This is a genomic window from Streptomyces sp. NPDC002790 (assembly GCF_040295505.1).
GTDB lineage: Bacteria > Actinomycetota > Actinomycetes > Streptomycetales > Streptomycetaceae > Streptomyces.
This window is the reverse complement of sequence record NZ_JBEOVM010000018.1, coordinates 64,987-90,956: the sequence shown is the minus strand read 5'-3', so window position 1 is coordinate 90,956 and position 25,970 is coordinate 64,987. Positions and strand designations below refer to the sequence as shown.

General features: G+C 71.1%; 30 protein-coding genes. 19 read left to right on the top strand and 11 right to left on the bottom strand.

Translation table 11 applies throughout. The features are described 5' to 3' along the window. From ABT004_RS12230 to truA, 3 genes are all read left to right on the top strand, one after another. Window positions 1–453: DNA-directed RNA polymerase subunit alpha C-terminal domain-containing protein (locus tag ABT004_RS12230; protein WP_351334669.1), on the top strand; the 453-nt coding region annotated here is incomplete at its 5' end. Between the two features lie 164 nt (window positions 454–617). Then, window positions 618–1,103 (top strand): 50S ribosomal protein L17, encoded by a 486-nt coding sequence (rplQ, locus tag ABT004_RS12225; RefSeq protein WP_351334667.1) that lies wholly within the window; start codon window positions 618–620, stop codon window positions 1,101–1,103. An 81-nt stretch (window positions 1,104–1,184) separates the two neighbouring features. Further along, a complete protein-coding gene (truA, locus tag ABT004_RS12220) occupies window positions 1,185–2,039 on the top strand; it encodes a tRNA pseudouridine(38-40) synthase TruA (protein ID WP_351334664.1) in 855 nt (284 codons plus the stop codon). Between the two features lie 21 nt (window positions 2,040–2,060). Here truA and ABT004_RS12215 read toward each other — a convergent pair whose 3' ends face one another. Next, on the bottom strand, window positions 2,061–2,918 hold the full coding sequence (locus ABT004_RS12215; RefSeq protein ID WP_451189810.1) for a hypothetical protein: 858 nt from the start codon (window positions 2,916–2,918) through the stop codon (window positions 2,061–2,063). A 348-nt stretch (window positions 2,919–3,266) separates the two neighbouring features. Between ABT004_RS12215 and rplM the strand changes: the two genes are divergently transcribed. The 3 genes from rplM (at window position 3,267) to glmM (ending at window position 5,734) form a co-directional block, all read left to right on the top strand. Continuing rightward, on the top strand, window positions 3,267–3,710 hold the full coding sequence (gene rplM, locus ABT004_RS12210) for a 50S ribosomal protein L13 (RefSeq protein WP_351334659.1): 444 nt from the start codon (window positions 3,267–3,269) through the stop codon (window positions 3,708–3,710). Window positions 3,711–3,754: 44 nt separating this feature from the next. Further along, entirely contained in the window at window positions 3,755–4,276 is a 522-nt protein-coding gene (rpsI, locus tag ABT004_RS12205; RefSeq protein WP_351334656.1) for a 30S ribosomal protein S9, read from the top strand. A 99-nt stretch (window positions 4,277–4,375) separates the two neighbouring features. Further along, the gene (gene glmM, locus ABT004_RS12200) at window positions 4,376–5,734 is read left to right on the top strand and encodes a phosphoglucosamine mutase (RefSeq protein ID WP_351334653.1); all 1,359 of its coding nucleotides are present in this window, start codon (window positions 4,376–4,378) and stop codon (window positions 5,732–5,734) included. A 3-nt stretch (window positions 5,735–5,737) separates the two neighbouring features. Here glmM and ABT004_RS12195 read toward each other — a convergent pair whose 3' ends face one another. Both ABT004_RS12195 and coaA read right to left on the bottom strand, forming a co-directional pair. Then, complete coding sequence (locus ABT004_RS12195) at window positions 5,738–6,688, bottom strand: DUF389 domain-containing protein (RefSeq protein ID WP_351334651.1); 951 nt, start codon at window positions 6,686–6,688, stop codon at window positions 5,738–5,740. Between the two features lie 16 nt (window positions 6,689–6,704). Further along, window positions 6,705–7,718: a type I pantothenate kinase gene (coaA, locus tag ABT004_RS12190; RefSeq protein WP_451189805.1), complete on the bottom strand. Its 1,014-nt coding sequence runs from the start codon at window positions 7,716–7,718 to the stop codon at window positions 6,705–6,707. A 176-nt stretch (window positions 7,719–7,894) separates the two neighbouring features. Between coaA and ABT004_RS12185 the strand changes: the two genes are divergently transcribed. Both ABT004_RS12185 and ABT004_RS12180 read left to right on the top strand, forming a co-directional pair. Then, on the top strand, window positions 7,895–8,140 hold the full coding sequence (locus ABT004_RS12185) for a hypothetical protein (RefSeq protein ID WP_351334647.1): 246 nt from the start codon (window positions 7,895–7,897) through the stop codon (window positions 8,138–8,140). 38 nt (window positions 8,141–8,178) lie between these two features. Then, complete coding sequence (locus ABT004_RS12180; protein ID WP_266713129.1) at window positions 8,179–8,550, top strand: holo-ACP synthase; 372 nt, start codon at window positions 8,179–8,181, stop codon at window positions 8,548–8,550. 33 nt (window positions 8,551–8,583) lie between these two features. Here ABT004_RS12180 and infA read toward each other — a convergent pair whose 3' ends face one another. The 3 genes from infA to ABT004_RS12165 form a co-directional block, all read right to left on the bottom strand. Further along, on the bottom strand, window positions 8,584–8,811 hold the full coding sequence (infA, locus tag ABT004_RS12175) for a translation initiation factor IF-1 (protein WP_351334645.1): 228 nt from the start codon (window positions 8,809–8,811) through the stop codon (window positions 8,584–8,586). Next, on the bottom strand, window positions 8,808–9,602 hold the full coding sequence (locus ABT004_RS12170; protein ID WP_351334643.1) for a GNAT family N-acetyltransferase: 795 nt from the start codon (window positions 9,600–9,602) through the stop codon (window positions 8,808–8,810). The genes infA and ABT004_RS12170 overlap by 4 nt, the downstream gene beginning before the upstream one ends. A gap of 177 nt (window positions 9,603–9,779) precedes the next feature. Beyond that, window positions 9,780–11,225: an NAD(P)H-hydrate dehydratase gene (locus tag ABT004_RS12165; protein ID WP_351334640.1), complete on the bottom strand. Its 1,446-nt coding sequence runs from the start codon at window positions 11,223–11,225 to the stop codon at window positions 9,780–9,782. 101 nt (window positions 11,226–11,326) lie between these two features. Here ABT004_RS12165 and alr point away from each other — a divergent pair, with 101 nt between their 5' ends. The 3 genes from alr to tsaE all read left to right on the top strand — a co-directional run bounded on the left by alr (window position 11,327) and on the right by tsaE (window position 14,402). Beyond that, complete coding sequence (alr, locus tag ABT004_RS12160) at window positions 11,327–12,532, top strand: alanine racemase (protein WP_351334637.1); 1,206 nt, start codon at window positions 11,327–11,329, stop codon at window positions 12,530–12,532. Window positions 12,533–12,652: 120 nt separating this feature from the next. Beyond that, on the top strand, window positions 12,653–13,891 hold the full coding sequence (locus tag ABT004_RS12155; RefSeq protein ID WP_351334634.1) for an alpha/beta fold hydrolase: 1,239 nt from the start codon (window positions 12,653–12,655) through the stop codon (window positions 13,889–13,891). Next, window positions 13,854–14,402 carry a tRNA (adenosine(37)-N6)-threonylcarbamoyltransferase complex ATPase subunit type 1 TsaE gene (tsaE, locus tag ABT004_RS12150; protein ID WP_351334631.1) on the top strand — a complete coding sequence of 183 codons (549 nt, stop codon included), beginning with the start codon at window positions 13,854–13,856 and terminating at the stop codon, window positions 14,400–14,402. The genes ABT004_RS12155 and tsaE overlap by 38 nt, the downstream gene beginning before the upstream one ends. A 361-nt stretch (window positions 14,403–14,763) precedes the next feature. Here tsaE and ABT004_RS12145 read toward each other — a convergent pair whose 3' ends face one another. Continuing rightward, window positions 14,764–15,318, bottom strand: coding sequence for a hypothetical protein (locus tag ABT004_RS12145; protein WP_351334629.1), 555 nt, complete (start codon window positions 15,316–15,318; stop codon window positions 14,764–14,766). A 116-nt stretch (window positions 15,319–15,434) separates the two neighbouring features. On the opposite strand from ABT004_RS12145, the gene tsaB reads away from it, so the two are divergent. From tsaB to ABT004_RS12125, 4 genes are read left to right on the top strand one after another with little or no spacing between them, the layout of a single operon-like run. Continuing rightward, entirely contained in the window at window positions 15,435–16,091 is a 657-nt protein-coding gene (tsaB, locus tag ABT004_RS12140; protein WP_351334626.1) for a tRNA (adenosine(37)-N6)-threonylcarbamoyltransferase complex dimerization subunit type 1 TsaB, read from the top strand. 26 nt (window positions 16,092–16,117) lie between these two features. Beyond that, window positions 16,118–16,621, top strand: coding sequence for a ribosomal protein S18-alanine N-acetyltransferase (gene rimI / locus ABT004_RS12135; RefSeq protein ID WP_451189826.1), 504 nt, complete (start codon window positions 16,118–16,120; stop codon window positions 16,619–16,621). Next, window positions 16,614–17,708: a tRNA (adenosine(37)-N6)-threonylcarbamoyltransferase complex transferase subunit TsaD gene (gene tsaD, locus ABT004_RS12130; RefSeq protein WP_351334621.1), complete on the top strand. Its 1,095-nt coding sequence runs from the start codon at window positions 16,614–16,616 to the stop codon at window positions 17,706–17,708. The genes rimI and tsaD overlap by 8 nt, the downstream gene beginning before the upstream one ends. Continuing rightward, a complete protein-coding gene (locus tag ABT004_RS12125; protein WP_351334618.1) occupies window positions 17,705–17,953 on the top strand; it encodes a hypothetical protein in 249 nt (82 codons plus the stop codon). The genes tsaD and ABT004_RS12125 overlap by 4 nt, the downstream gene beginning before the upstream one ends. Here ABT004_RS12125 and ABT004_RS12120 read toward each other — a convergent pair. Both ABT004_RS12120 and ABT004_RS12115 read right to left on the bottom strand, forming a co-directional pair. Next, the gene (locus tag ABT004_RS12120; RefSeq protein ID WP_351334615.1) at window positions 17,950–18,567 is read right to left on the bottom strand and encodes a class I SAM-dependent methyltransferase; all 618 of its coding nucleotides are present in this window, start codon (window positions 18,565–18,567) and stop codon (window positions 17,950–17,952) included. The genes ABT004_RS12125 and ABT004_RS12120 overlap by 4 nt on opposite strands. Window positions 18,568–19,108: 541 nt before the next feature. Continuing rightward, window positions 19,109–20,305: a class I SAM-dependent methyltransferase gene (locus tag ABT004_RS12115; protein ID WP_351334683.1), complete on the bottom strand. Its 1,197-nt coding sequence runs from the start codon at window positions 20,303–20,305 to the stop codon at window positions 19,109–19,111. 82 nt (window positions 20,306–20,387) lie between these two features. Between ABT004_RS12115 and ABT004_RS12110 the strand changes: the two genes are divergently transcribed. From ABT004_RS12110 to groL, 4 genes are all read left to right on the top strand, one after another. Beyond that, window positions 20,388–21,338 (top strand): polysaccharide deacetylase family protein, encoded by a 951-nt coding sequence (locus tag ABT004_RS12110; protein ID WP_351334612.1) that lies wholly within the window; start codon window positions 20,388–20,390, stop codon window positions 21,336–21,338. Beyond that, on the top strand, window positions 21,335–21,985 hold the full coding sequence (locus ABT004_RS12105; RefSeq protein ID WP_351334610.1) for a polysaccharide deacetylase family protein: 651 nt from the start codon (window positions 21,335–21,337) through the stop codon (window positions 21,983–21,985). The genes ABT004_RS12110 and ABT004_RS12105 overlap by 4 nt, the downstream gene beginning before the upstream one ends. A 195-nt stretch (window positions 21,986–22,180) precedes the next feature. Continuing rightward, entirely contained in the window at window positions 22,181–22,489 is a 309-nt protein-coding gene (groES, locus tag ABT004_RS12100; RefSeq protein WP_018528412.1) for a co-chaperone GroES, read from the top strand. 121 nt (window positions 22,490–22,610) lie between these two features. Then, window positions 22,611–24,236, top strand: a complete 1,626-nt coding sequence (gene groL, locus ABT004_RS12095; RefSeq protein ID WP_351334607.1) for a chaperonin GroEL — start codon at window positions 22,611–22,613, stop codon at window positions 24,234–24,236. Between the two features lie 137 nt (window positions 24,237–24,373). Here the strand turns inward: groL and ABT004_RS12090 are convergent, their stop codons facing one another. Together ABT004_RS12090 and ABT004_RS12085 are read right to left on the bottom strand one after the other, a co-directional pair. Continuing rightward, window positions 24,374–25,147: an SDR family NAD(P)-dependent oxidoreductase gene (locus ABT004_RS12090; RefSeq protein WP_351334605.1), complete on the bottom strand. Its 774-nt coding sequence runs from the start codon at window positions 25,145–25,147 to the stop codon at window positions 24,374–24,376. A gap of 104 nt (window positions 25,148–25,251) precedes the next feature. Further along, a complete protein-coding gene (locus ABT004_RS12085; protein ID WP_351334603.1) occupies window positions 25,252–25,920 on the bottom strand; it encodes an MOSC domain-containing protein in 669 nt (222 codons plus the stop codon). Window positions 25,921–25,970 lie beyond the last annotated feature (50 nt).

Sequence of the window (25,970 nt, the reverse complement as noted above, 5' to 3'; positions counted from 1 at the left end):
AAGCTGATCGTCGACGTCGAGACCAAGCAGGCGATGCGTCCGCGTGACGCCATGGCCTCCGCCGGTAAGACGCTGGTCGAGCTGTTCGGTCTCGCTCGCGAGCTGAACATCGACGCCGAGGGCATCGACATGGGTCCGTCCCCGACGGACGCCGCCCTGGCCGCCGATCTGGCGCTGCCGATCGAGGAGCTCGAGCTCACCGTTCGGTCGTACAACTGCCTCAAGCGCGAGGGCATCCACTCCGTGGGTGAGCTCGTCGCCCGCTCCGAGGCCGACCTGCTCGACATCCGCAACTTCGGTGCGAAGTCGATCGACGAGGTCAAGGCGAAGCTGGCCGGCATGGGCCTGGCCCTCAAGGACAGCCCGCCCGGATTCGACCCGACCGCTGCCGCCGACGCCTTCGGCGCCGACGACGACGCGGACGCGGGTTTCGTGGAGACCGAGCAGTACTGAGTCGCTCCGCTTCGGCGGGCGGATCGCTTGCTGCGGGACCGTGGTTGCGGTTGCGCAGTTCCCCGCGCCCCTTTCAGGGGCCGGGGTCTTCGACGGGCAACCCTGCCCGCTCGAACACTGACCCTGGTACCTAGTACGGCCAGGGCAGACACCTAGGAGAAATCATGCCGAAGCCCGCCAAGGGTGCCCGTCTGGGCGGCAGCGCCGCGCACGAGAAGCTGCTTCTTGCGAACCTCGCGAAGTCGCTCTTCGAGCACGGCAAGATCACGACGACCGACGCCAAGGCCCGTCGTCTGCGTCCGTACGCGGAGCGTCTGGTCACCAAGGCGAAGAAGGGCGACCTTCACAACCGCCGTCAGGTGCTCCAGGTCATCACGGACAAGGGCGTCGTCCACACGCTCTTCACCGAGATCGCCCCGCGCTACGAGAACCGTCCGGGTGGTTACACCCGTATCACCAAGATCGGTAACCGTCGTGGCGACAACGCGCCCATGGCTGTCATCGAGCTGGTCGAGGCCCTGACGGTGCAGCAGCAGGCCACCGGTGAGGCCGAGGCCGCCACCAAGCGTGCCGCCAAGGACGCCGAGGCCACCGAGGCGCAGACCGAGGCTCCGGCCGAGGCTGCCGCTGAGGAGTCGAAGGACGCCTGAGGCTGATGCCTTGTGTGTGAGCGGGTCCGCCCTTCCGGGGCGGGCCCGCTTTCCGTTTCTCCTAGGTAGGGACTGTGGGTTGTGAGTGATGAGGTGGCGGACGGGTTCGTCCGGCTGCGGCTCGATGTGAGCTACGACGGCAGGGACTTCTCCGGCTGGGCCAAGCAGGCCTCCGGGCGGCGGACCGTGCAGGGGGAGATCGAGGACGCGCTCCGTACGGTGACCCGGTCCGAGCGGACGTACGACCTGACGGTCGCCGGGCGGACCGATGCCGGGGTGCACGCGCGGGGCCAGGTCGCGCACGTGGACCTGCCGGCGGAGGTCTGGGGCGAGCACCGGGAGAAGCTGCTGAAGCGGCTCGCGGGGCGGCTGCCGAAGGATGTGCGGGTGTGGTCGGTGGCCGAGGCGCCGGGCGGCTTCAACGCGCGTTTCTCGGCGATCTGGCGGCGGTACGCGTACCGGGTGACGGATCATCCGGGCGGCGTCGATCCGCTGCTGCGGGGCCATGTGCTGTGGCACGACTGGCCGTTGGACGTCGACGCCATGAACGAGGCCGCCGAACGGCTGCTCGGCGAGCACGACTTCGCCGCCTACTGCAAGCGGCGTGAGGGTGCGACCACCATTCGTACGCTGCAGGAGCTCAGCCTCGTGCGTGGCGAGGACGGGATCGTCACGGCGACCGTGCGTGCCGACGCCTTCTGCTACAACATGGTGCGGTCCCTGATGGGGGCGCTGCTGTTCGTGGGGGACGGGCACCGCTCGGCCGACTGGCCCGGCAAGGTGCTCGCCGCGGGTGTGCGGGACTCCGCCGTGCACGTGGTGCGGCCGCACGGGCTGACGCTGGAGGAAGTCGGTTACCCCGCCGACGAGTTGCTCGCCGCGCGCAACAAGGAGGCGCGCAACAAGCGGACCCTCCCGGGCGCCGGATGTTGCTGAGGGCGGCGCCCGGGGTGGCGGTCAGCCCGATGTGGCGGCCGCGGAGGCCTGGACCTCGCCGCGTCGCTTGATCTGCTGGAACGTGAATTCCTGGAGGTCGTCGCCGAGGGAGAACACCATGGTGTCCTTCTTCGAGGCGTCCTGGCCGTTGGTGAGGCCGCCGTTGGTGAAGTACGTGTAGCGGCCCACGGAGTTCGCGGTGAAGCGGCACGTCGTGGTGCGGCAGAACGTGGGCACCCCGGAGCCGGGCAGCGAGACGACCGAGCCGTCGAAGTCGTACTGCTCCTTGGCCTTCGTCGCCTGCGCTTTCGTCTTGAAGACGGCGACACCGACGGTGACCGCGGAGTTGCCCTTGTAGTACGTGGCGCGGATCAGCTGGTTGCAGTCGTTGTTCTTCAGCACCCCGGACAGGCCCTTCTGCGCGGCCGACGCGCAGTCGGTCGTGCGGGCCGTGGCGCCCTTCGTGTAGACGCGGTCACCGAAGGTGAGCTTCTTGCCGGGGAAGAGCGTGTCCGCGCTGAGCGGGGCGCTGTCCTTCGCGGCGCTGTTGATGAAGTCGTTCGGATCGAGCGGGGGCGGCGGGGTCGTCGCGTCGAAGGACGGCCCTCCCGACTCGCCCTCGCTGGGGATGTCCGCCGTGCTCGGCAGCTGGTCGGCCGGTTTGTTGGCGGCTTCGTTCTTGCTGTTCGTCGAGACGATGCCCCACGCGACCGCCGAACCGACGGCGAGCGTGGCCACGATCGCGCCACCGATCACCATCCAGCGCTTCTTGCGCGCGCGAGACTCTGATGCCTCCGCGAGCGACGCCCAGTCCGGGGTCGACCCGTTGTCATTGGGCCCCCACGGGGATCCCCCTTGCCCGAAACTCATGGGGCGCATCTTAGAGGTACTGCCTGGTGTGGCATCGCCCTCGTCCCGTGGTGGAGGTGTGAGGGGTTCCGTCGCGTTACCGTGAAGGGGCACGGCACAGTGGAGTACAGGGCCTCCGGATTCACCGGGGCCCACGCGTTTTGACCCGTACGGGGCAGCGCGGGTACTCTCGACAGTTGTTATACGTATTGGCTTGGTCGTTCTCACGCGAAGGGCCCTTACGTAGGTTCCCTGGAGCAGTTACCAGTGGCTCGCATACGGGCAGCGTCCCCGGCACTGTGAGCCCCAGCTGCATGATCGCTTCAGTGGTGCCGTGTGTCAGGACCCCATTCACTGAAGAAGCGAAGGCATACGACCGTGCGTACGTACAGCCCCAAGCCCGGCGACATCTCTCGCCAGTGGCACGTCATTGACGCCCAGGACATCGTCCTGGGTCGTCTGGCGACCACCGCTGCCACCCTTCTGCGTGGCAAGCACAAGCCGACCTATGCGCCGCACATGGACATGGGCGACTTCGTCGTCATCATCAACGCCGACAAGGTGCACCTGTCCGGCAACAAGAAGACCCAGAAGATGGCGTACCGCCACTCCGGTTACCCGGGTGGTCTGCGCTCCGTCCGTTACGACGAGCTTCTGGAGAAGAACCCGGAGAAGGCCGTCGAGAAGGCCATCAAGGGCATGATCCCCAAGAACACGCTCGGCCGTCAGATGCTCTCGAAGCTGAAGATCTACTCGGGCGACACGCACCCGCACGCTGCCCAGCAGCCGGTGCCGTTCGAGATCACTCAGGTCGCGCAGTAGTTCCGGCCACACCCCCTAAGACAGAAAAGAATCTGAGGAGAATCGTGGCCGAGACCACTGCCGAGACGCCGGTCGAAGAGACCGAGACCGTCGACGTCGAGAGCTACACCACCGAGTCGGACGCGCCTGTCGAGGGCGAGTACACCTCGGAGTCCAACCCGGCCCGCTTCGGTGACCCGCAGCCGGCCGCTGGCCTGGGCCGTCGCAAGAACGCCATCGCGCGCGTTCGCATCGTGCCCGGCACCGGCAAGTGGAAGGTCAACGGGCGCACGCTCGAGGACTACTTCCCGAACAAGGTCCACCAGCAGGAAGTCAACGAGCCCTTCAAGGTGCTCGAGCTCGACGGCCGCTACGACGTCATCGCCCGCATCTCGGGTGGCGGCGTCTCCGGTCAGGCCGGTGCCCTGCGCCTCGGCGTGGCCCGCGCGCTGAACGAGGCCGACGCGGACAACAACCGCGGCGCCCTCAAGAAGGCCGGCTACCTCCGCCGCGACGACCGTGCGGTCGAGCGCAAGAAGGCCGGTCTCAAGAAGGCCCGCAAGGCCCCGCAGTACAGCAAGCGCTAAATTCCGCTGCCTGCTTGTTCTTCCGTTCGCCCCGGCGGCACGTATCGTGCCGCCGGGGCGTTCGGCTTATGACGATGTGAAGGTTCGGAGGACATCAAGGTGGGACGACTCTTCGGCACGGACGGCGTGCGCGGCGTCGCCAACGCGGATCTGACGGCGGAGCTCGCGCTCGGTCTGTCGGTGGCGGCGGCACATGTTCTGGGCGAGGCCGGCAGTTTTGAGGGCCATCGCCCGGTGGCCGTGGTCGGCCGAGATCCGCGCGCCTCGGGCGAGTTCCTGGAGGCCGCGGTCGTCGCGGGCCTGGCCAGCGCCGGAGTCGACGTGCTGCGCGTGGGCGTGCTGCCCACGCCCGCGGTGGCGTACCTGACGGGCGCGCTCGGCGCGGACCTCGGTGTGATGCTCTCCGCGAGCCACAACGCCATGCCGGACAACGGCATCAAGTTCCTCGCGCGCGGCGGCCACAAGCTGGACGACGCCCTTGAGGACCGCATCGAGACGATCTACGAGGAGCACAGCACCGGCGCCCTGTGGAACCGCCCGACGGGCGCGGGCGTCGGCCGCGTGAAGTCGTACGGCGAGGGCCTCGACCAGTACATCGCGCACCTCGCGGGCGTGCTGCCGAACCGGCTCGAGGGCCTGAAGATCGTCCTCGACGAGGCGCACGGTGCGGCCTCCCGGGTCTCCCCGGAGGCCTTCACCCGCGTCGGTGCCGACGTCATCACGATCGGCGCCGAGCCCGACGGTCTCAACATCAACGACGGGTGCGGTTCGACCCACCTGGACCTGCTGAAGGCCGCCGTCGTCGAGCACGGGGCCGACTTCGGCATCGCGCACGACGGGGACGCCGACCGCTGCCTGGCCGTGGACCACACCGGGTCCGAGGTCGACGGCGACCAGATCATGGCGGTGCTCGCGCTCGACATGAAGGCGCGCGGCGTGCTGCGCGACGACACGCTGGTCGCGACCGTCATGTCGAACCTGGGCCTGAAGCTGGCGATGGAGCGCGAGGGCATCGACCTCGTACAGACCGCCGTCGGCGACCGGTACGTCCTGGAGAACATGAAGGAGAACGGGTTCGCGCTCGGCGGCGAGCAGTCCGGGCACGTCATCGTTCTCGACCACGCGACGACCGGCGACGGCACGCTGACGGGCCTGCTGCTCGCTGCGCGCGTCGCGCAGACCGGGCGGACGCTGAGGGACCTCGCGAGCGTCATGGAGCGGCTGCCGCAGGTGCTCATCAACGTGCCGGACGTGGACAAGTCCCGCGTCACCACGTCCAAGGACCTCGCGAGGGCCGTGGCGGACGCGGAGAGTGAACTCGGCGCGACCGGGCGGGTGTTGCTGCGCTCGTCGGGTACGGAGCCGCTGGTGCGGGTGATGGTCGAGGCCGCGGACATCGCGCAGGCCCGGTCCGTCGCGGAGCGCCTGGCGGACGTCGTGAAGTCGGCGCTGGGCTAGTACTCAGCTCTTGGCGAGTCGCTTGGCGGTACGTTCGCGCTGCTTGGCCCAGAGGTACTTCTGGGCGAGGAGCGTGGCCGTACCGGCCAGGGCGATGCCCAGCAGGTTCAGCAGGAGTTGCTGGGTCGAGCCCCACATCTGGCCCATGTCGTCGTAGCTCAGCGCCACCGCGGCGTTCGCCGCCGCCGGGACCGTGGTCACCGAGATGGCGACACCCACCAGGGCGCCGGACTTCGCCGAGGTGAGCGACAGGGTGCCGGCCGCGCCCGCGAGCACGGCCACCACGAACGAGAACCAGTCGGGCGCGTAGACGAAGCCGGTGTTCGGCCGGTCCGCCTCCAACTGGCTCTCGCTGAACAGGTTCACGGCGTCCATGAAGTAGCTGAAGCCCACCGTCACCGCCATCGCCACGGCGAAGCCGACGAGCAGGGCGACCAGGGAACGCCAGGCCAGGCGCGGTGCCTTGCGCACCAGGGCCGTGCAGAACCCGGCGAGCGGGCCGAACTCGGGGCCGACGGCCATGGCGCCCACGATCAGGATCGCGTTGTCGAGCACGACACCGCACGCCGCGATCATCGTCGCGATGACCAGGAACGCCACGTACGTGACCGTGAGCGTGGACTCCTCGTGCGTGGCGTCCGAGAGCTGCTCCCACAGGACTGCGTCCGCGCCCTCGCCCGGCGCGTCCTCCTCGGCCTTGTCGGCGCGCAGGGACAGCGACAGGTCGATGGTCTCAACGGAGATCGAGCCCGACCGGTCGATGCCCAACTCCCGCAGCCCGCCGATGAGTTCGTCACCGGCCTCGCGGGCGACGTCGCACATGACGACATCGCCCGACGGCGTGCGGGCGGCGCCCGGGAACACCACCAGGTGCGTGGTGCCAGTCGTCTTCTCGATCAGACGCACCACGTCGTCCGTGGAGTCGGACGGCGTGATGAGGCGCAGATGCAGCATGGGGTCTTTCTAACAGCTACAGCTTGCGCAGACGCAGCCGTTGCACCTTGTGGTCGGGGCCCTTGCGGATCACCAGTCCCGCGCGGCCGCGTGTGGGGGCCACGTTCTCCAGGAGGTTGACCTTGTTGACGGTGCGCCAGGTGGTGCGCGCGTAGTCCAGGGCCTCCTCCTCGGAGACCTGGGTGTACTTCCTGAAGTACGAGGACGGGTCCTGGAAGGCCGTCGCGCGCAGCTTGCGGAAGCGGTTGAGGTACCAGGACTCGATGTCCTCGGCGCGCGCGTCGACGTACACGCTGAAGTCGAAGAAGTCGGCGAGGCCGACGCGGGTGCGGCCGTCCTTGCCGGGCAGGGCGGGCTGCAGCACGTTGATGCCCTCGACGATGAGGATGTCGGGGCGGCGCACCACGAGCTTCTCGTCCGGCACGATGTCGTAGATCAGGTGCGAGTAGACCGGGGCGGTCACCTCGTCCTTGCCCGCCTTGATGTCGGCGACGAAGCGGGTCAGGGCGCGCCGGTCGTACGACTCGGGGAAGCCCTTGCGTGACATCAGGCCGCGGGCCTCGAGCTCCTTGGTGGGGAGCAGGAACCCGTCGGTGGTGACCCGCTCGACGCGCGGGTGCTCGGGCCAGCGGGAGAGCAGGGCCTGGAGCAGGCGGGCGACGGTCGACTTGCCGACCGCCACGGAGCCGGCGACCCCTATGACGAAGGGCGTGCCGGACTGGGCGGCCTTCTTGTTCGTATCGCCGAGGAACGTGTTGAGCGCCCCGCGCAGGCCGTCGGTCGCGCCCACGTACAGGTTCAGCAGGCGGGAGAGCGGCAGATAGATGTCGCGGACCTCGTCCAGGTCGATCACGTCACCGAGGCCGCGCAGCCGCTCCAGCTCTTCCGCGGTCAGCGGCAGTGGCGTCTTGTCGCGCAGTGCACTCCATTCGGTGCGGGTGAGGTCGACATAGGGAGTCACCTCCGGCTTCTGCCGGTGGGTGCTCCGGGAGGTCGCTTGTGGCTTGGACTCGGAGACCGGAGAGATCACAGTCCATTGTTACGGCAGTGTGGCCCGCGGTGGCAGGTGGGGTGTGTCACGCCGGGAGATGTGGGAACCCTGTTCGTCACAGGTTCGCCACAGGTATGGACCTTGCGTGGGGGTGGCGATACGTTCCGTACACCCGTGGGACGTAACGCTGTCCGCGGGGCGGGAGGGGAACCGTGATGGCCGCGCTTCGTGTGCCGAATTTTGTCCGCCGCAGGCCGGCGGGTGCCTACGCCATGGACGACTGGGCGAGTCATGTCCGCAGCGAACTCGCGCTCGAACTGCCCGACGAGGACATCGGCGAGGATCTGGACGACTGCCTCGACTTCTACCGCTTCGGCAGCAAGCCGCGCTGCGAGGAGGTCGAGTACCTGGAGCTCGTGCGGGACGCGCGGGACCGGATCGCCAGAGGGCGCACCGCCTGACGCCGGACGCCGGGCCCGGCGACCGTAAGGTCTGCTGCATGAGCATCATCGGGGTCGGTATCGACGTGGCCGAGATCGAGCGGTTCGCGGCGTCGCTGGAGCGTACGCCGAGCATGGCCGAGCGCCTCTTCCTGGACGACGAGCTGCTGCTGCCCAGCGGGGAGCGGCGCGGGATCGCCTCGCTCGCCGCCCGGTTCGCCGCGAAGGAGGCCGTCGCCAAGGCGCTCGGCGCGCCGGCCGGGCTGCGCTGGACCGACGCGGAGGTGTGGGTCGAGGAGAGCGGGCAGCCGCGGCTCCGGGTGACCGGGACGGTGGCCGCGCGGGCGGCGGAACTGGGCGTGCGGGGGTTCCATGTGTCGCTGAGCCACGACGCGGGGGTCGCGTCGGCGGTAGTGGTGGCCGAGGGGTAGACCGCCCGCCCCTTCGGCCACCACTGGCAGCCCCTACGCCCGGTGGCGGAACACGATGCGGCCCCGTGTCAGGTCGTACGGCGTGATCTCGACCTGGACCCGGTCCGCCAGCAGGATCTTGATGTAGTTCTTGCGGATCTTGCCGCTGACGTGCGCGAGGACCCGGTGCCCGTTGTCGAGCTCCACCGTGAACATCGCGCTGCGCAGGCACTCGACGACGGTGCCTTCGGCGTGGACGCCGCCTTGAGTGTTCTTTGTCATCGGACCAGCTCCAGCGCGCGGTTCACGCGCCGCGCCCCGATGCCGTCGAAGAGGGCAGTGGCCGCTTCGTTCGACTCGTCCACCTCGGCCGACGCGGCCTCGGCGCCGGAGCGGTGCAGGGTGTTCAGTACGTCGGCCAGGAGGGCCCGCGCGATGCCGCGGCGCCGCGCGTCGGTGCGGACCGCGAGCAGGCCGATGCGGGGGCGCCGGGTGGCCGTCGCCAGGCGCAACAGGCCCAGGTAGGCGCCGTCCGGGGCCTCGGCCGCGGTGTACTTCGTGGGGTCGACGACGGTGACGCCCGGCGGCAGCGGACGCACCTCGGCGGGCATGGTGCGCCAGCCGACCGTGGCCTCGACCTCGTCCCGGACCGTACGGTCGAGGGCGCGCAGCCGCGCCTCGTCGGCCGCGCCGTACGGGACGACGGCGACGTCCGCGGGCGGGCGCACCGCGCCGAGTCCCGTGACGGCGGGGTCGGTGGGTACTTCGTACTCCCACTCGCCGCGGCCGACCGTGAAGCCGAACTCCCGCCATTTCGACGTCAGTTCGGTGTCGTTCTCGTCGACGACGGTGTGCAGCGGGCCCGGCAGGTCCGTGAGCAGCGTCTCGGCCAGGGCCGCGAACGCGGTGTCGTGCCAGGCGTCGACGCTGATGAAGAGGCGGCCGTCGGGCCGGTGCGCGGCGTGACCGCGGCCGATCACCTCGTCGTTCTCCAGCGCGTGCCATTGGTGGTCGGCGACGCGGGTGACGACGAGTGGGGGAGGGGCTGTGGGGCGGGTGCTGTTTGTGGTCATCGGTGTCCCCTTTCGGAGGCCCTCGATCGTGAGATCTACGGGGCGCTCCCGGCGACACCTGCTGTCAGCCGCCGGACCGTGACGAGCTGAGGGAGCACCCATGGGTGACTGCGTTCACGGGTCTCACCTCCCAGCTGTGACTGCACGGTCGTCGACGACGGTAGCAACGGAGTGGCGTCAGGCGAAGTGGTTTTCCGTGACGTCCTGCCAGGCGCTCCGCAGCGCCCCCGCCACGTCCTGTGCGGACACCGGCGCGCCCTGCGCCGCGTGCCGGGCCGCCAGACCGTGCAGGTACGCGCCCGCCGAGGCCGCGTCCAGGGGGTGCAGGCCCGCCGCGAGCAGGGAGCCGGTCAGGCCGGAGAGGACGTCGCCGCTGCCGGCCGTGGCGAGCCACGGGGTGCCGGTGGGGTTCGCACGGGCCGGGCGGGTCTCGTCCGGCGGCGAGACCAGGGTCGTCGAGCCCTTCAGGAGGACCGTGGCGGCATAGCGGGCCGCCAACTCCCTTACGGATGCCAGGCGTTCGGTCTCCACCTGGTCGCGGGTCGCACCGAGCAGCGCGGCCGCCTCCCCGGCGTGCGGGGTCAGCACGGTGGGCGCCGTGCGGGCGCGGACCGTCGCCGGGTCGGCGAGGCGCAGCCCGTCCGCGTCGATCAGCACCGGGACGTCCGAGGCCAGGACGTCGTGCAGGCCCGACGGGTCGTCGCCGAGACCGGGGCCGATCACCCACGCCTGGACCCGGCCCGCCTTCGCCGGTGGCCCGGCCGAGACGAGCGTCTCCGGGAAGCGGGCCAGCACCGCGTCCGCGGCCGGGCCCACGTACCGGACGGCCCCCGCGCCGCCGTGCAGCGCGCCCGCCACCGCCAGGACCGCCGCGCCGGGGTAGCGCGCCGAGCCGGCGACGATGCCGACGACGCCGCGCCGGTACTTGTCGCTCTCGCCGGTGGGTTCGGGGAGCAGGGTCGCGACGTCCGCGTACTGGAGCGCCTCGAGACACGTTTCGGAAGGGGTGAGTTCGAGGCCGATGTCGACGAGGCGGAGCGCGCCCGCGTACTCCCGCGCCGGGTCGATGAGGAGGCCCGGCTTGTACGTGCCGAAGGTGACGGTCGCGTCCGCCCGCACCGCCGCGCCGCGCACCTCACCGGTGTCGGCGTCGACGCCGCTCGGAAGGTCGACGGCCACGACGGTGCCCCGTGCCGCGTCGGCCAGTTCGGCCGCGCGGGGGCGCAGGCCGCCCTTGCCGCCGATGCCCACGATGCCGTCGACGACGAGGTCGGCGCGGCCAACGCGTTCCGTGGCGTGCTCGTCCTGCGCGTCGAGGAGCGTGCCGCCCGCCGCGCGCAGCGCCGCGAGGCCCCCGGGGTGCGCGCGCTCGGGGGAGAGCAGCAGCGCCGTGACGCCCGCGCCGCGCCGGGCCAGGCGGGCGCCCGCGTACAGGGCGTCGCCCCCGTTGTCCCCGCTGCCGACCAGGAGGACGACCCGGGATCCGTACACCTTGCCGAGCAGATCGGCGCAGGCGGTGGCGAGACCCGCCGCCGCGCGCCGCATCAGCGCGCCCTCGGGCAGCCGCGCCATGAGGGCGCGCTCGGCGGATCGGACCGTCTCTACGTCGTGAGCGAGTCGCATGCCATCGAGTGTCCCGCAGGGCCGTCGCTCCGGCCGGAGCGACGGGTGCCGGATCGGCCAACGGATGTGATGTCACACCCCTCTGAGACACTGACCTCACCATGAACGAGAACGTGACTGCCCCGCTCCGCGCCCGCGCCGAGATCGATCTGGCCGCCCTCAAGGCCAATGTGCGCGCCCTGCGGGACCACGCGCCCGGGGCCGCGTTCATGGCGGTCGTGAAGGCGGACGGGTACGGGCACGGCATGCTTCCGGTCGCGCGCGCCGCCAAGGGCGCGGGGGCCGAATGGCTGGGGGCCGCCACCGCGGAGGAGGCGCTCGAACTGCGCGCGGCGGGTCTCACCGGGCGCATCATGTGCTGGCTGTGGGTGCCGGGCGGGCCCTGGCGGGCGGGCATCGAGGCCGATCTGGACATGTCGGTGAGCGGCATGTGGGCGCTGCGGGAGGTCGCCGACGCCGCGCGCGCGGCGGGCCGGGTCGCCCGTATCCAGCTCAAGGCCGACACAGGCCTCGGGCGGAACGGATGCCTGCCCGGCGACTGGCCCGAGCTCGTACGGGAGGCGCTGAAGGCGCAGCGGGACGGGTTCGTGAACGTCACCGGGCTCTGGTCGCACTTCGCGTGCGCCGACGAGCCGGGGCACCCGTCCATCGCCGCCCAGCTGACCACCTTCCGGGAGATGGTCGCGTACGCGGAGGGCGAGGGCGTCACACCGGAGGTCCGGCACATCGCCAACTCGCCGGGGACGCTGACCCTTCCCGAGACACACTTCGACCTCGTGCGCCCCGGCATCGCGATGTACGGGATCTCGCCGAGCCCCGAGGTCGGCACGCCCGGCGACTTCGGGCTTCGCCCCGTCATGACGCTGAAGGCGAGCCTCGCGCTCGTGAAGCACGCGCCGGGTGGACTCGGCGTCAGTTACGGGCATCACTACGTCACACCGGGCGAGACGACGCTCGGCCTCGTCCCCTTGGGCTACGCGGACGGCATCCCGCGGCACGCGTCCGGCACGGCCCCGGTCCTGATCGGCGGCAAGCGGCGCACGATCGCGGGCCGCGTGGCCATGGACCAGTTCGTCGTCGACCTCGGTGGCGACGAACCGGCCGCGGGGGACGAGGCGGTGCTCTTCGGACCCGGTGACGGCGGCGAGCCGACCGCCGAGGACTGGGCGGTCGCGTCGGGCACCATCGCGTACGAGATCGTCACGCGCATCGGATCCCGCGTACCGCGCGTCTACGTAGACGCAGAAAGCGGCGACTGCATAGACGAAGGAAGCGGCGACGAAGAAGGCGGCGCCACGCGCGCGTGACCGGCGTCACGGCTTGAAGGTCCACCGACACGGCGGTCCGAGCCGCCACCATGTGAAGCAACAACGAAACGGGTCACCCGACACCGGGCGACAGGCAGGACGCGGAGCAGGGAGCGGCACGTGAGCGAGAGCAGCGCACCGGCCACGGCGGCCGTCGTCGAAGCGGCTGAACAGGCCGCGTCGGGGAACTGGCGGCGGGCCGGCCTCGCGGGCGCCGCCATAGGCGTGGTCGCGGCCGGGGCCGCCGCGGGCGTCGCCATCGAGCGGCTGACCGTGGGCCGCGGGATGCGCAGGAAGGCGCGGCTCGCCCTCGACGCGTCGGGGCCCTACGGAGCGCTGCGCGGCGTGCCGGGAAAGGCGTACGCGGAGGACGGCACGGAGCTGTACTACGAGGTCGACGAGGCGGAGCCGGAGCCCTCCGGGTCCCGTCGGCGCCGCCTGTTCGGCCGCAAGAACCCGGCGCCCGTCACCGTCGTCTTCAGTCACGGCTACTGCCTGGGTCAGGACTCCTGGCACTTCCAGCGCGCGGCCCTGCGCGGCGTCGTCCGCTGCGTGTACTGGGACCAGCGCAGCCACGGGCGTTCGGGGCGGGGCGCCGAGCAGGTCGAGGACGGGGTGCCCGTCTCCATCGACCGGCTCGGCGGCGACCTGCTGGCCGTCATCGACGCGGCCGCGCCCGAGGGGCCGCTCGTCCTCGTCGGCCACTCCATGGGCGGCATGACCGTCATGGCGCTCGCCGACCGGTGCCCCGAGCTGATCCGCGACCGGGTCGTGGGCGTCGCCCTCATCGGTACGTCGTCGGGGAAGCTCGGCGAGGTCAACTACGGGCTCCCGATGGCCGGGGTGAACGCGGTGCGGCGGGTGCTGCCCGGCGTACTGAATGCGCTCGGGCAGCGGGCGGACCTCGTGGAGAAGGGGCGCCGCGCGACGGCCGACCTGTTCGCCGGGATCATCAAGCGGTACTCGTTCGCCTCGCGGGACGTCGACCCGGCCGTCGCCCGGTTCGCCGAGCGGATGATCGAGGGGACGCCGATCGACGTGGTCGCCGAGTTCTACCCGGCGTTCGGGGACCACGACAAGGCGGACGCCCTGGCGCACTTCGCGGACCTGCCCGCGCTCGTCCTCGCGGGGGAGCGCGACCTGGTCACGCCGAGCGACCACAGCGAGGCGATCGCGGCGCTGCTGCCGGACGCCGAGTACGTGCTGGTGCCGGACGCGGGGCACCTCGTGATGCTGGAGCACCCCGAGGTCGTGACGGACCGCCTCGCGGACCTTTTGGTGCGTGCGGGAGCGGTGCCGACAGCCGCTACCGTGGGGATTTATGGAGACACCGGCAACACCGCACAGCCCGGCGGCTGAGCCCGCCACCGCTCGGGAAACCCCCGTCAGCACGGTCACCGTCACCGTCAACTCCCCGGACCAGATGCGGGAGTTGGGGCTCGCCCTGGCCAAACAGCTGCGCCCCGGCGACCTCGTGATGCTCACCGGTGAGCTGGGCGCGGGCAAGACGACGCTGACCCGCGGGCTCGGTGCGGGCCTGGGTGTACGCGGCGCGGTGACCTCGCCGACCTTCGTGATCGCCCGCGTGCATCCGCCGCTCGGCGAGGGGCCCGCCCTGGTGCACGTCGACGCGTATCGGCTCGGAGGCGGGCTCGACGAGATGGAGGACCTCGACCTCGACGTGTCCCTGCCGGGTTCCGTGGTCGTCGTGGAGTGGGGCGACGGCAAGGTCGAGGAGCTGTCCGACGACCGGCTTCACGTGATCATCGACCGGGCCACGGGGGACACGACCGACGAGGTGCGGGTCGTGACGTTCAGCGGGATCGGGGAGCGGTGGGCCGGGGCGGACCTGGGGTCGTTGGCGGGCTGATCGGTCGCGGGGGCGGGGCGTATCCCGACAGGTATCCCGACAGGGCGTCGGCAAATTCTTGCGCGGCGTGGCTTCGGCGTGTTCACATGGGGGTTCGGTACTGGTTAGGTCTACCTAACTACGGCTGCTCCGGCCCTCGGGAGGCGTCCATGTCGGCTTCAGAACACAACGTGTCGATGGCGGAGCTGCTTGCGTCCTGTGCGGCGGCGCGGGTGGTTTCTACGCCGCCTGCTCCGCCGGTTCGGCGGGAATCGTCGCGCCGTGACGGCGTTGCGGACGCGGGGCGTTGCCCCGGACCCCGCGCCTCAAGTGCCGGCGGGGCTTGATTTTCCCCGGCCCGGGGCTTGGATCAGGGGCCGAATTACTTGACGACGACGACCTTTACGCCGATCGTCGCGAACTGCCACAGCGTGTCGGCGTCCTTGCGGGATTCGCGGATGCCGCCGGTCTGCTTGCCGGGGTCGGGGGCGGCCGTCGAGCCGTTGACGGCCGCGCTGAAGCCGATCGCCACGCCGTTCGTATTGGCGAAGCGGACCACGTGCTCGATCGGGACGCCGTCCGTGCCGGTGATGGAGCCGGAGCGGGAGGTCACCGTGTACGAGCCGGGCGCCGGGTCCACCGTGCCGGGCGTCACCCGGAACGTCGACTCCGTCTTGTTGCCCGCGTCGACCACCCACACCCGGTCACCGCCCAGCGCGTACACGACGCGCTCGCCCTTGCCGGAGCCCGCGGGCAGCGCCTTCGGGTCCGTCTTCTTCTTGGGTGTCTTCGACGCCGAGGCGGAGGGCGAGGAGCCCGCCTTCTTCTCGGCGAGGTCGGAGGGCGCGCTCGCCGACGCCTGGTAGGCGAGGAAGCCGACCACGACGAGTGATCCCGCCGTGAGCGCGGTCACGAATCCGGTGCTGCTCCGTGCCACCAGGTGCCTGCCTCTCAAGTACGAACCTCAGGGTGACGGTAGCAGTCGAGCCCCGGCACCCCGGCCTAGCCGGAAGTACGGACGTGTCCGCCCTTCTGTGGTCGTAGGCTGTTCGCGTGCTGTTGCTCGCGCTGGATACCGCCACCCCCGCCGTCACCGTCGCCCTGTACGACGGGACCTCCGTCGTGGCCGAGTCGAATCAGGTGGACGCCCGCAGACACGGGGAACTGCTGTTGCCCGCCGTCGACCGGGTGCTCGCCGAGGCCGGCCTGCGGCTCGACGCCGTCACCGGGATCGTCGTGGGCGTGGGCCCGGGACCGTACACAGGGCTGCGTGTCGGCCTGATGACCGCCGACACGTTCGGGCTCGCGCTCGGCGTGCCCGTGCACGGCGTGTGCACGCTCGACGGGCTCGCGTACGAGGCGCGGGACGTCAAGGGGCCCTTCGTCGTCGCCACCGACGCGCGGCGCAAGGAGGTGTACTGGGCGCGCTACGAGAACGGGCGCACCCGGGTCACCGAGCCCGCCGTCGACCGGCCCGCCGGCATCGCCTCCGACGTGGCGGGGCTGCCCGCCGTCGGCGCCGGCGCGCTGCTCTACCCGGACACCTTCCCGGACGCGCGCGGGCCCCAGAACGTGTCGGCCGCGGCGCTCGCCGCCCTCGTCGCCGAGAAGCTGGCCGCGGGCGAGGAACTCCTCGAACCGCGCCCCCTCTACCTGCGCCGCCCCGACGCGCAGGTCCCCAAGAACTACAAGGTGGTCACCCCCAAGTGACAGCCGTGGACGTATCGCTGCGCGAGATGCGCTGGTGGGACATCGACCCCGTGCTCGCCCTGGAGAAGGCGCTCTTCCCGGACGACGCCTGGTCGCGCGGCATGTTCTGGTCCGAGCTTGCGCACGCCCGCGGCCTCGGTTCCACGCGGCGCTATGTCGTCGCGTACGAGGACGAGAAGCTGGTCGGGTACGGGGGCGTCGCCGCCTCCGGCACCGCGTCCGACAGCGGCTCCGCCGCGGGGGCCGACATCCAGACCATCGCCGCCGCCCGCGACCACTGGGGCACCGGGCTCGGCGCCCGGCTGCTCACCGAACTGCTGCGGCACGCCACCGCCTTCGACGTCGACCAGGTGATGCTCGAAGTACGCGTCGACAACACGCGGGCGCAGAAGCTGTACGAGCGCTTCGGCTTCGAGTCGATCGGCTTCCGGCGCGGCTACTACCAGCCCGGCAACGTGGACGCGCTCGTGATGCGCCTGAACACCACCACCGCAAGTGACTCAGTGAGCGAAGAGAAGAACCATGGCTGACGAACCGCTCGTCCTCGGCATCGAGACCTCCTGCGACGAGACCGGCGTCGGCATCGTCCGCGGCACCACCCTGCTCGCCGACGCCGTCGCCTCCAGCGTCGACGAACACGCCCGCTTCGGCGGCGTCGTCCCCGAGGTCGCCTCCCGCGCGCACCTGGAGGCGATGGTCCCCACGATCCAGCGCGCCCTGAAGGACGCGGGCGTCACGGCGAAGGACCTCGACGGCATCTCCGTCACGGCGGGCCCCGGCCTCGCGGGCGCGCTGCTCGTCGGCGTCTCGGCCGCGAAGGCGTACGCGTACGCGCTCGACAAGCCGCTCTACGGCGTCAACCACCTGGCCTCGCACATCTGCGTCGACCAGCTGGAGCACGGCACGCTGCCCGAGCCGACGATGGCGCTGCTGGTGTCGGGCGGCCACTCCTCTCTGCTGCTCTCCACCGACATCACCTCCGACGTACGGCCGCTCGGCGCGACCATCGACGACGCGGCGGGCGAGGCCTTCGACAAGATCGCCCGCGTGCTCAACCTCGGCTTCCCGGGCGGGCCCGTCATCGACCGGTACGCGAAGGAGGGCGACCCGACCGCGATCGCCTTCCCGCGCGGGCTCACGGGCCCTCGCGACCCGGCCTACGACTTCTCCTTCTCGGGCCTCAAGACCTCCGTGGCCCGCTGGATCGAGGCCAAGCGGGCGGAGGGGGAGGACGTGCCGGTGCGCGACGTGTCGGCGTCCTTCCAGGAGGCCGTCGTGGACGTGCTGACGCGCAAGGCGGTGCGTGCCTGCAAGGACGAGGGCGTCGACCACCTCATGATCGGCGGCGGTGTGGCCGCCAACTCGCGGCTGCGTGCGTTGGCCCAGGAGCGCTGCGAGCGGGCCGGGATCCGGCTGCGCGTGCCGCGCCCCAAGCTGTGCACGGACAACGGCGCGATGGTCGCGGCGCTCGGCGCGGAGATGGTGGCCCGCAACCGGCCGTCCTCCTGCTGGGACCTGTCCGCGGACTCCTCGCTCCCGGTGACGGAGCCGCACGTCCCCGGCCACCACCATCACGACCACGTGCACGAGGTCAGCAAGGAGAACCTGTACTCATGACGGTCGCGCTGATGTGGGAGGCCAGGGCCGTCGACGGTCGTGGCGAGGAGCTGCTCGCCTGGGCCAAGTCCCAGGTCCTCGACCGCGAACCGGAGCGCCGCGAGACGTTCCGCGCCCCGCAGGACCGGGTCCTCGTCATCACGTGGTGGGACGCCGAGTACGACGCGGAGTTGCCCGAACTCCCGGAACCGGGCGCCGATTTGGTGGCACGGGCGGTTCACCGCTGGCGGTTCGAGGCGGCCTAGCGGCTGTCCGCCGTGTCTGCTGTGTCCGCCGTGTACGTCAACAGGTAGCGCCAGTACAGCAGTTGACGCACCTCGCTGCCCGGCAGCAGTCGCGCCGCCTCCCGGCGAACCTCCGGCAGCCGCATCTCCGGCTGCCGCACCGGCGGTCGCGGCGGAGCAGTACGGACTCCGCCTCCGCGCGCACGCTCACCCACGTGAACGGAGAGACGCGCCACCGCGTTCGCCGGGGACGCGACCACGTCCCACGGCGTCACGCCGTCGTAGCAACCGAGCACGAGCAGCCTGCCGCCGGGCGCGAGGGCCTCGCGGAATCGGGTGAGTGTCTCGAACGGCATGTGGTGCAGGCTCGCCAGGCAGCTGATCACGTCGTAGTGGCCGGGCGGGAGTTCGGCCTCCGCGGCATCGGCGAGGCGGTAACGCGGCCCGCCACCGGTGGCCTCCGCCACGGCGAGCGTCGCCGGGTCCGGGTCGAGTGCGTCGACCCGGTACCCGTGCGCCACGAGCCGCCGCGCGAACCGGCCGGTGCCGCAGCCGACATCGAGCGCGGTGCGCCCTCCGGCGGGCAACTGGCGGGTCAGCAACCGGTGATAGTGATCGTTGTGGTCGAACGTCATGCGCAGCCTCTCCGGGTCCGGGCTCGTCGTCTCGGCACGCGGCACCGTGGCGCCGCCATGCCCACCCTGCCGCCCCAGGCGGCAGATTGCCCAAGGCGGCGGCCGACCGTAACGGGTGGGGAGCCGTGCGGGCGGGAGGCCACCCAAGGCGGGTGCGGTCGACCGCATGGGTGGGGAGTCGTGCCGCGGCACGTTGCCCAAGGCGGGGCGCGGCCGACCGCAATGGGCCGGGAGCCGTGCGGGCGGCAGATTGCCTGCAGCGGGGTGCCGCACCCCACGCGGCCGACGCCCCCGGAGGGGGCGGGCGGTGGGAGATGGGCGGGGCCCGGGCCTCGCCTGCGGCGAAGCGGGCCACATCAAACCCCGGCGACGGGTGGGCCTATCAAGCCCCTGCGGCGATTGAGCAGCTGGGTCCGGGGCGGAGCCCCGATCTTTCAAGCCCGTACTTTCGACGAGAGCCCGCGGGGTCCGGGGCAGCGCCCCGCCTTTTACAGCCCCGCCGGCGTTTGAGGCGCGGGGTCCGGGGCGGAGCCCCGTGGCGTCAACCCACCGGGGCGCCGATGAGCATCGTGGGCGCCCCCGCAACCCGTGTGAGGAACACCGTCACCGCCCGCTTCCCGAAGGGCTTAGGCATTGCCTTCCGCCGCAACTCCTCCGGCTCCACCGCCGACCCCCGCTTCTTCACGGTCAGCACCCCGACCTCCCGCTCCCGCAGCAACACCTTCAACTTCTTCACGTTGAACGGAAGTTGATCGGTGATCTCGTACGCGACGGCGTACGCCGTGGGCCGCAACTCGTCCCCCGTCACATACGCGATCGTCTCGTCGACGAGCCCGCCCCCGACCTCCTCGGCCACCTCGGCCACCAGATGCGCCCGGATCACCGCACCGTCCGGCTCGTACAAGTACCGCCCCACAGGCCGCACTTCGGGATCCGGCAGCCCCCGCCCGACGAGCTCCCGCGGCCCCGGCAGCAGCGTCGACCGCATCCGCCCGGCGGTCGTGCCGAACCACAGCACGGCCTCCTTCACATCGCCCCCGTCCGAGATCCACTCGGCATCAGCCTCCGCGGGGATCGCCTCGTGCGGGATCCCGGGAGCGATCTTCAGCGCGGCGCGCGGCGCCTTGAGCGCGGCCGACACGGCCCAGGACAACGGAGGGGAGTACGCCTCGGGGTCGAAGATGCGCCCCCGACCACCACGCCGCGCGGGGTCCACGAACACCGCGTCGTACGCGGACGTGTCCACCTCGGTGACGTCCGCCTCACGCACCTCGATCAGCTCCGCGAGACCGAGCGCCTCCGCGTTCGCCCGCGCCACCGCGCACGTCAGCGGATCCCGGTCGACGGCAAGCACCCGGATCCCCGCGCGCGCGAGCGCGATCGCGTCGCCGCCGATGCCGCAGCACAGGTCGGCGACAGAGCGCACGCCCAGCCGCTCGAAGGCCCCGGCCCGGTACTCCGCCACGCGCGTCCGCGTCGCCTGCTCGACCCCGTTCGGCGTGAAGTACATCCGGGCCGCGTCCTCGGCCCCGAACTTCGCGACGGCCCGCTGCCGCAGCCGCGCCTGGGCGAGCGCGGCCGAGACGAGCTCGGCGGGATGCTCGCGGCGCAGCCTCGTGGCGAGGGCGAGCTCCTGGGCCGGATCGTGATCCCGGAGTTCGTCGAGCAGGGCCAGGCCCTCGGGGGACAGGAGGGCGGAGAAGGCGTCGGGCGAAGGGGAGGAACTCACCCGGTCCATTGTGGGCCAGGCGGGCGACGGTGCGCGCCAGGCGGCGGTGTCGGCCCGGGAACGGGCCCGCGAGCTGCCAGGATCCGGCGCCATGCAACTAGTACGACAAAACGAAGAAAGCGCCCGAAAGCTGGTCAGGAAGAGACGCGGCGTCCGTCTCTTGAGCGCGTTGCTCGCCGCCTCCGCCCTCGCCACGGGATGCGCGGCCGGCGGCGACCCCGAGCCGGTGCGGCCGGCCCCCGGCCAGCAGGCGCAGAAGGGCCTCCAGGGCGCCCCCGCCCGCGCCCTCGACTCGTACGCGACGAAGCTGCGCGCCCAGCGGACCGCCCTCGTCGCGGCGACCAGACGCTGGGGCCTCGCCGACGTGCCGCTCACCGCCCCGGCCCCGCCGGCGAAGAAGCCGGTCATCGAGGCGCGCAAGGGCTTCGAGGTCGACGGCCAGAAGGAACTCGGCCTGCCGCCCGTGTTCACGTCGATCCCGACCAAGGACAAGGTCGTCTTCCTCACCATCGACGACGGGGCCGAGAAGGATCCGCGGTTCCTGAAGATGATGAGCGAGCTGCGGATCCCGTACACGGCGTTCCTGACCGACTCCGAAGTCAGGCCCGGATACGGCTACTTCAAGAAAATGCAGGCCCGCGGCATCACCCTCGACAACCACACACTCACCCACCCCTACCTGCCCGCCCTCTCGTACGCCCGCCAGAAGCACGAGATCTGCGGCATGCAGAACGTCATCGAGAAGAAGTACGGCCACAGGCCCAAGCTCTTCCGCCCGCCCTTCGGCGACTACAACCAGGACACCCTGCGCGCCGCCAAGGCCTGCGGCATCGAGTACGCCCCGATCTGGAACGCCGAGGCGTTCGTGGACCGCATGGACTACCGCGAGTGGGACCGCAGCATCCATCCGGGCGACATCCTGCTCACGCACTTCAGGGGCCGGAAGGACTGGAAGGGCACGATGCCCGACATGATCCGGAACCTCATGAAGTACCTCACCGACAGGGGGTACGCGGTGGCGCGCCTGGAGGACTACCTGTGACACCGCGCGGGCCATGGGCGCGGCTGCTCGGCTGCGCCCTGGCCGCAGCACTCCTCACCGGGTGCGCACGGGGCGCCATCCCGGCCGAGCGGACGGCGTCCGGTTCGCGGGCCGGCCCGCAGCGGACCGTCCCACCGATCGTCTCCCGCGTCCCCACCGCCGACAGGGTGGTCTTCCTGGCGTACGAGGGCGGGGCCGGGCAGGGCGCGGAAGGTATCGGACCGTTCCGCGATCGCCACGTCCCGGTCTCGCTCTTCCTCGCGGGCGCCGCGGGCGGTGGGGGCGATGGGGGCCCGTCCCTGGGCGCCCAGGTGCAGAACCGCACCCTCACCCACGTCCTCCTGCCCGGCCTCGGATACGTGGAGCAGCACGCCGAGATCTGCGGTCAGCGCGACCGCATCGAGGCCCGCTTCGGGACGGCGCCCCGCCTCCTCCACCCGCCTTCGGGCGCGTACGACGGGAGCACGCTGCTGGCGGCGGGCGCGTGCGCGGTCGACGCGATCGTCCTGTGGCGCGAGCCGCGGGGCACCCCGCGGCCCGGCGACATCCTCCCGGTCCACGGGATGCGGCAGGAGGCGGCCGCCCGGCTGCTGGACCGCGTACGGCAGGCGGGACTCACGGTCGGGAGGCTGGAGGACTACCTGTGATCCGGCGACCCGCGACGGTGTCGATTAGCAGTCCGCTTGACCGAGTGCTAATCGCGGTCATAGTCTCGGTTCTGGCACTCACCACTGGAGAGTGCCAACAGCGACGGGCAGGTCCGGCACCCGCGACGACGGATCCACCTGGTCGCCACCCCAGACTGTTAACCCCGTGAGATCTCCGAAGGGGGAGACCGGATCGTGACGACCACCAGCTCCAAGGTTGCCATCAAGCCGCTTGAGGACCGCATTGTGGTCCAGCCGCTCGACGCCGAGCAGACCACGGCCTCTGGCCTGGTCATTCCGGACACCGCGAAGGAGAAGCCCCAGGAGGGTGCTGTCCTCGCCGTGGGCCCGGGCCGCTTCGAGAACGGCGAGCGTCTTCCGCTCGACGTCAAGGTCGGCGATGTCGTGCTGTACAGCAAGTACGGCGGCACCGAGGTGAAGTACAACGGCGACGAGTACCTCGTCCTCTCGGCTCGCGACGTGCTCGCGATCGTCGAGAAGTAATTCACCCGAGCTTTCCCGGCTTCACTGAAGCAGAATGCTTTGAACCGCGCCCCTGGCCCCCGCTGATATTGCCGGGTGCGAGGGGCGCGGTTCGTTTTTTCGAGAGGACTGACTCAGCTCCATGGCGAAGATCCTGAAGTTCGACGAGGACGCCCGTCGCGCCCTCGAGCGCGGCGTCAACAAGCTTGCCGACACGGTCAAGGTGACGATCGGCCCCAAGGGCCGCAACGTCGTCATCGACAAGAAGTTCGGTGCCCCCACCATCACCAACGACGGCGTCACGATCGCCCGTGAGGTCGAGGTCGAGGACCCGTACGAGAACCTCGGCGCGCAGCTGGTGAAGGAGGTGGCGACCAAGACCAACGACATCGCGGGTGACGGTACGACCACCGCCACCGTGCTCGCCCAGGCCCTGGTCAAGGAAGGCCTGCGCAACGTTGCCGCCGGCGCCTCCCCGGCCGCCCTGAAGAAGGGCATCGACGCCGCGGTCAAGGCCGTGTCCGAGGAGCTCCTCGCGACCGCCCGCCCGATCGACGACAAGTCCGACATCGCGGCCGTCGCCGGTCTGTCCGCCCAGGACAACCAGGTCGGCGAGCTCATCGCCGAGGCGATGGACAAGGTCGGCAAGGACGGTGTCATCACCGTCGAGGAGTCCAACACCTTCGGCCTGGAGCTCGACTTCACCGAGGGCATGGCCTTCGACAAGGGCTACCTGTCCCCGTACTTCGTCACCGACCAAGAGCGTATGGAGGCCGTCCTCGACGACCCGTACATCCTGATCCACCAGGGCAAGATCGGCTCGATCCAGGACATGCTCCCGCTCCTGGAGAAGGTCATCCAGAACGGTGGCTCCAAGCCGCTCCTGATCATCGCCGAGGACGTCGAGGGCGAGGCCCTGTCGACCCTGGTCGTGAACAAGATCCGCGGCACGTTCAACGCCGTCGCCGTGAAGGCCCCCGGCTTCGGTGACCGCCGCAAGGCGATGCTGCAGGACCTGGCCACCCTCACCGGTGCCACCGTCATCGCCGAGGAGGTCGGCCTCAAGCTCGACCAGGCCGGTCTCGAGGTGCTCGGCACCGCGCGCCGCGTGACCATCACCAAGGACGACACCACGCTCGTCGACGGTGGCGGCAAGGCCGAGGACGTCAAGGGCCGCGTCGCGCAGATCAAGGCCGAGATCGAGAACACGGACTCGGACTGGGACCGCGAGAAGCTGCAGGAGCGCCTGGCCAAGCTGGCCGGTGGCGTCTGCGTCATCCGCGTCGGTGCGGCCACCGAGGTCGAGCTCAAGGAGAAGAAGCACCGTCTGGAGGACGCCATCTCCGCGACCCGCGCCGCGGTCGAGGAGGGCATCGTCTCCGGTGGTGGCTCCGCTCTGGTGCACGCCTCCAAGGTCCTCGACGACTCGCTCGGCAAGGTCGGCGACGAGGCCACCGGTGTCGCCGTGGTCCGCCGCGCCGTCGTCGAGCCGCTCCGCTGGATCGGCGAGAACGCCGGCCAGGAGGGCTACGTGATCGTCTCCAAGGTCAAGGAGCTCGAGAACGGCAACGGCTACAACGCCTCGACCGGCGACTACGTCGACCTGGTCAAGGCCGGTGTCATCGACCCGGTCAAGGTCACGCGCTCCGCCCTGGAGAACGCCGCCTCCATCGCCTCCCTGCTGCTCACGACCGAGACCCTGGTCGTCGAGAAGCCGGCCGACGAGGAGCCCGAGGCCGCGGGCCACGGGCACGGCCACTCGCACTGATTCGCTGCCGCTCAGGCGGCCGCCGACCGAGGCCCGGCTCCCCGTCGCGGGGGGCCGGGCCTCGGCACATCAAGCCCCGCCGGCGTTTGAGGCGCGGGGTCCGGGGCGGAGCCCCGTGACGTGGGGACGGACGACCGTTACTGGGGACCGTACTTGCGGCCCGTGCGGGACGTGACCCCGCCCAAAAGCACGCGCGGCGTCACCTTCACCACACCCATAAGCGCCTTGTACCGCGGGTCCGGGATCGACAGCGACTTGCCGCGGGCCAGATCGCCCAGCGCCGCCGCCACCAACTTGTCCGCGTCGAGCCACATCCACTTCGGAATGTTGCCCGTGCCCATCCCGGCCCGCTGATGGAACTCCGTACGGACGAACCCGGGGCACAGCGCCATCAACCGCACCCCGCTGCCCGCGAGATCCTTCGCCGCGCCCTGCGTGAACTGCACGACCCACGCCTTCGAGGCGCCGTACGTGCCGCGCGGCACGAAGGCCGCCACCGACGCCACGTTCACCACGCCGCCGCGACCGCGCTCGCGCATCGCCCCCACGGCCGCCGACGTCAGCCGCAGCACCGCCTCGCAGTGCACCTTCAGCATCGTCAGCTCGTCGGCCATCGGGACTTCCAGGTACTGCCCCTTGTTGCCGAACCCGGCGTTGTTGACGAGTAGATCGACCGCGGCCTTACGGTCCGTCAGCCGGGCCTCGACCGCCGCGATTCCGTCATCCGTGGCCAGGTCGGCGGTGAGCACCTCGGCCTCGATGCCGTGCCGGTCGTGCAGCTCTGTCGCCTGCTCGTGCAGCCGCTCGGTGTCGCGCGCGACGAGCACCAGGTTGTGCCCGTCCGCGCCGAGCCGCCGTGCGAACGCGGCGCCGATGCCTGCGGTGGATCCGGTGATCAGAGCGGTAGTCATGCCCCAAGGCTAATGAGCACGAATTCTTTCAGCCCCGCCGGCGTTTGAGGCGCGGGGTCCGGGGCGGAGCCCCGTGGCGTGGGAGCGGTCGACCGCAACGATGGCTACGAGCCGTACTTCTCGACGTACTCCCGCGCGGAGCGCAACGCCTCCGGGTGAAGCGCCCCACCCGCCTCCAACAACCTCGGCAGCAACCCCCGCTCAGTCGTCACCGCCCGGAACTGCACCGCCACCGTCACCCCGTGCTCGGGCCGGTGCACGATCTCGATGGGATCGCCCACCCGTATCTCGCCCGGTTCGATCACCCGGAAGTACGCCCCCGGCACCCCCTCCCGCGTGAACCGCTTCACCCAGCCCCGCTCGCCCAGATGCCCCTGGAAGGTCCGGCACGGGATGCGGCCCGATGTGACCTCCAGGACCAACTCGGCACCGACGCGCCAGCGTTCGCCGATCTGCGCGCCCGACACGTCGACCCCCTCCGTCGTGAGGTTCTCGCCGAACGTGCCGCTGGGCAGCGGCCGGCCGAGCTCCTTGCTCCACGCGTCCAGGTCCTCACGCGCGTACGCGTACACGGCCTGATGGTCCCCGCCGTGGTGCCGCAGGTCGCACACCGCGTCCCCGGCGAGCCCGCTCGCGCCGGTCCCCTCGGGGCCCGGCGCCGACACCCGCACGGGACCGGTGACGGGCCGCTTGTCGATGCCCGTGACCCCCTCGGGCTGGTCCGTGTACTCGGCGGGCTCGGGCCGCCCCAGATTCAGCGACAGAAGCTTCATGCGCGGAACGCTACGGGACCCGGACCCAAAGTCGCCATGCGTTATTCGGC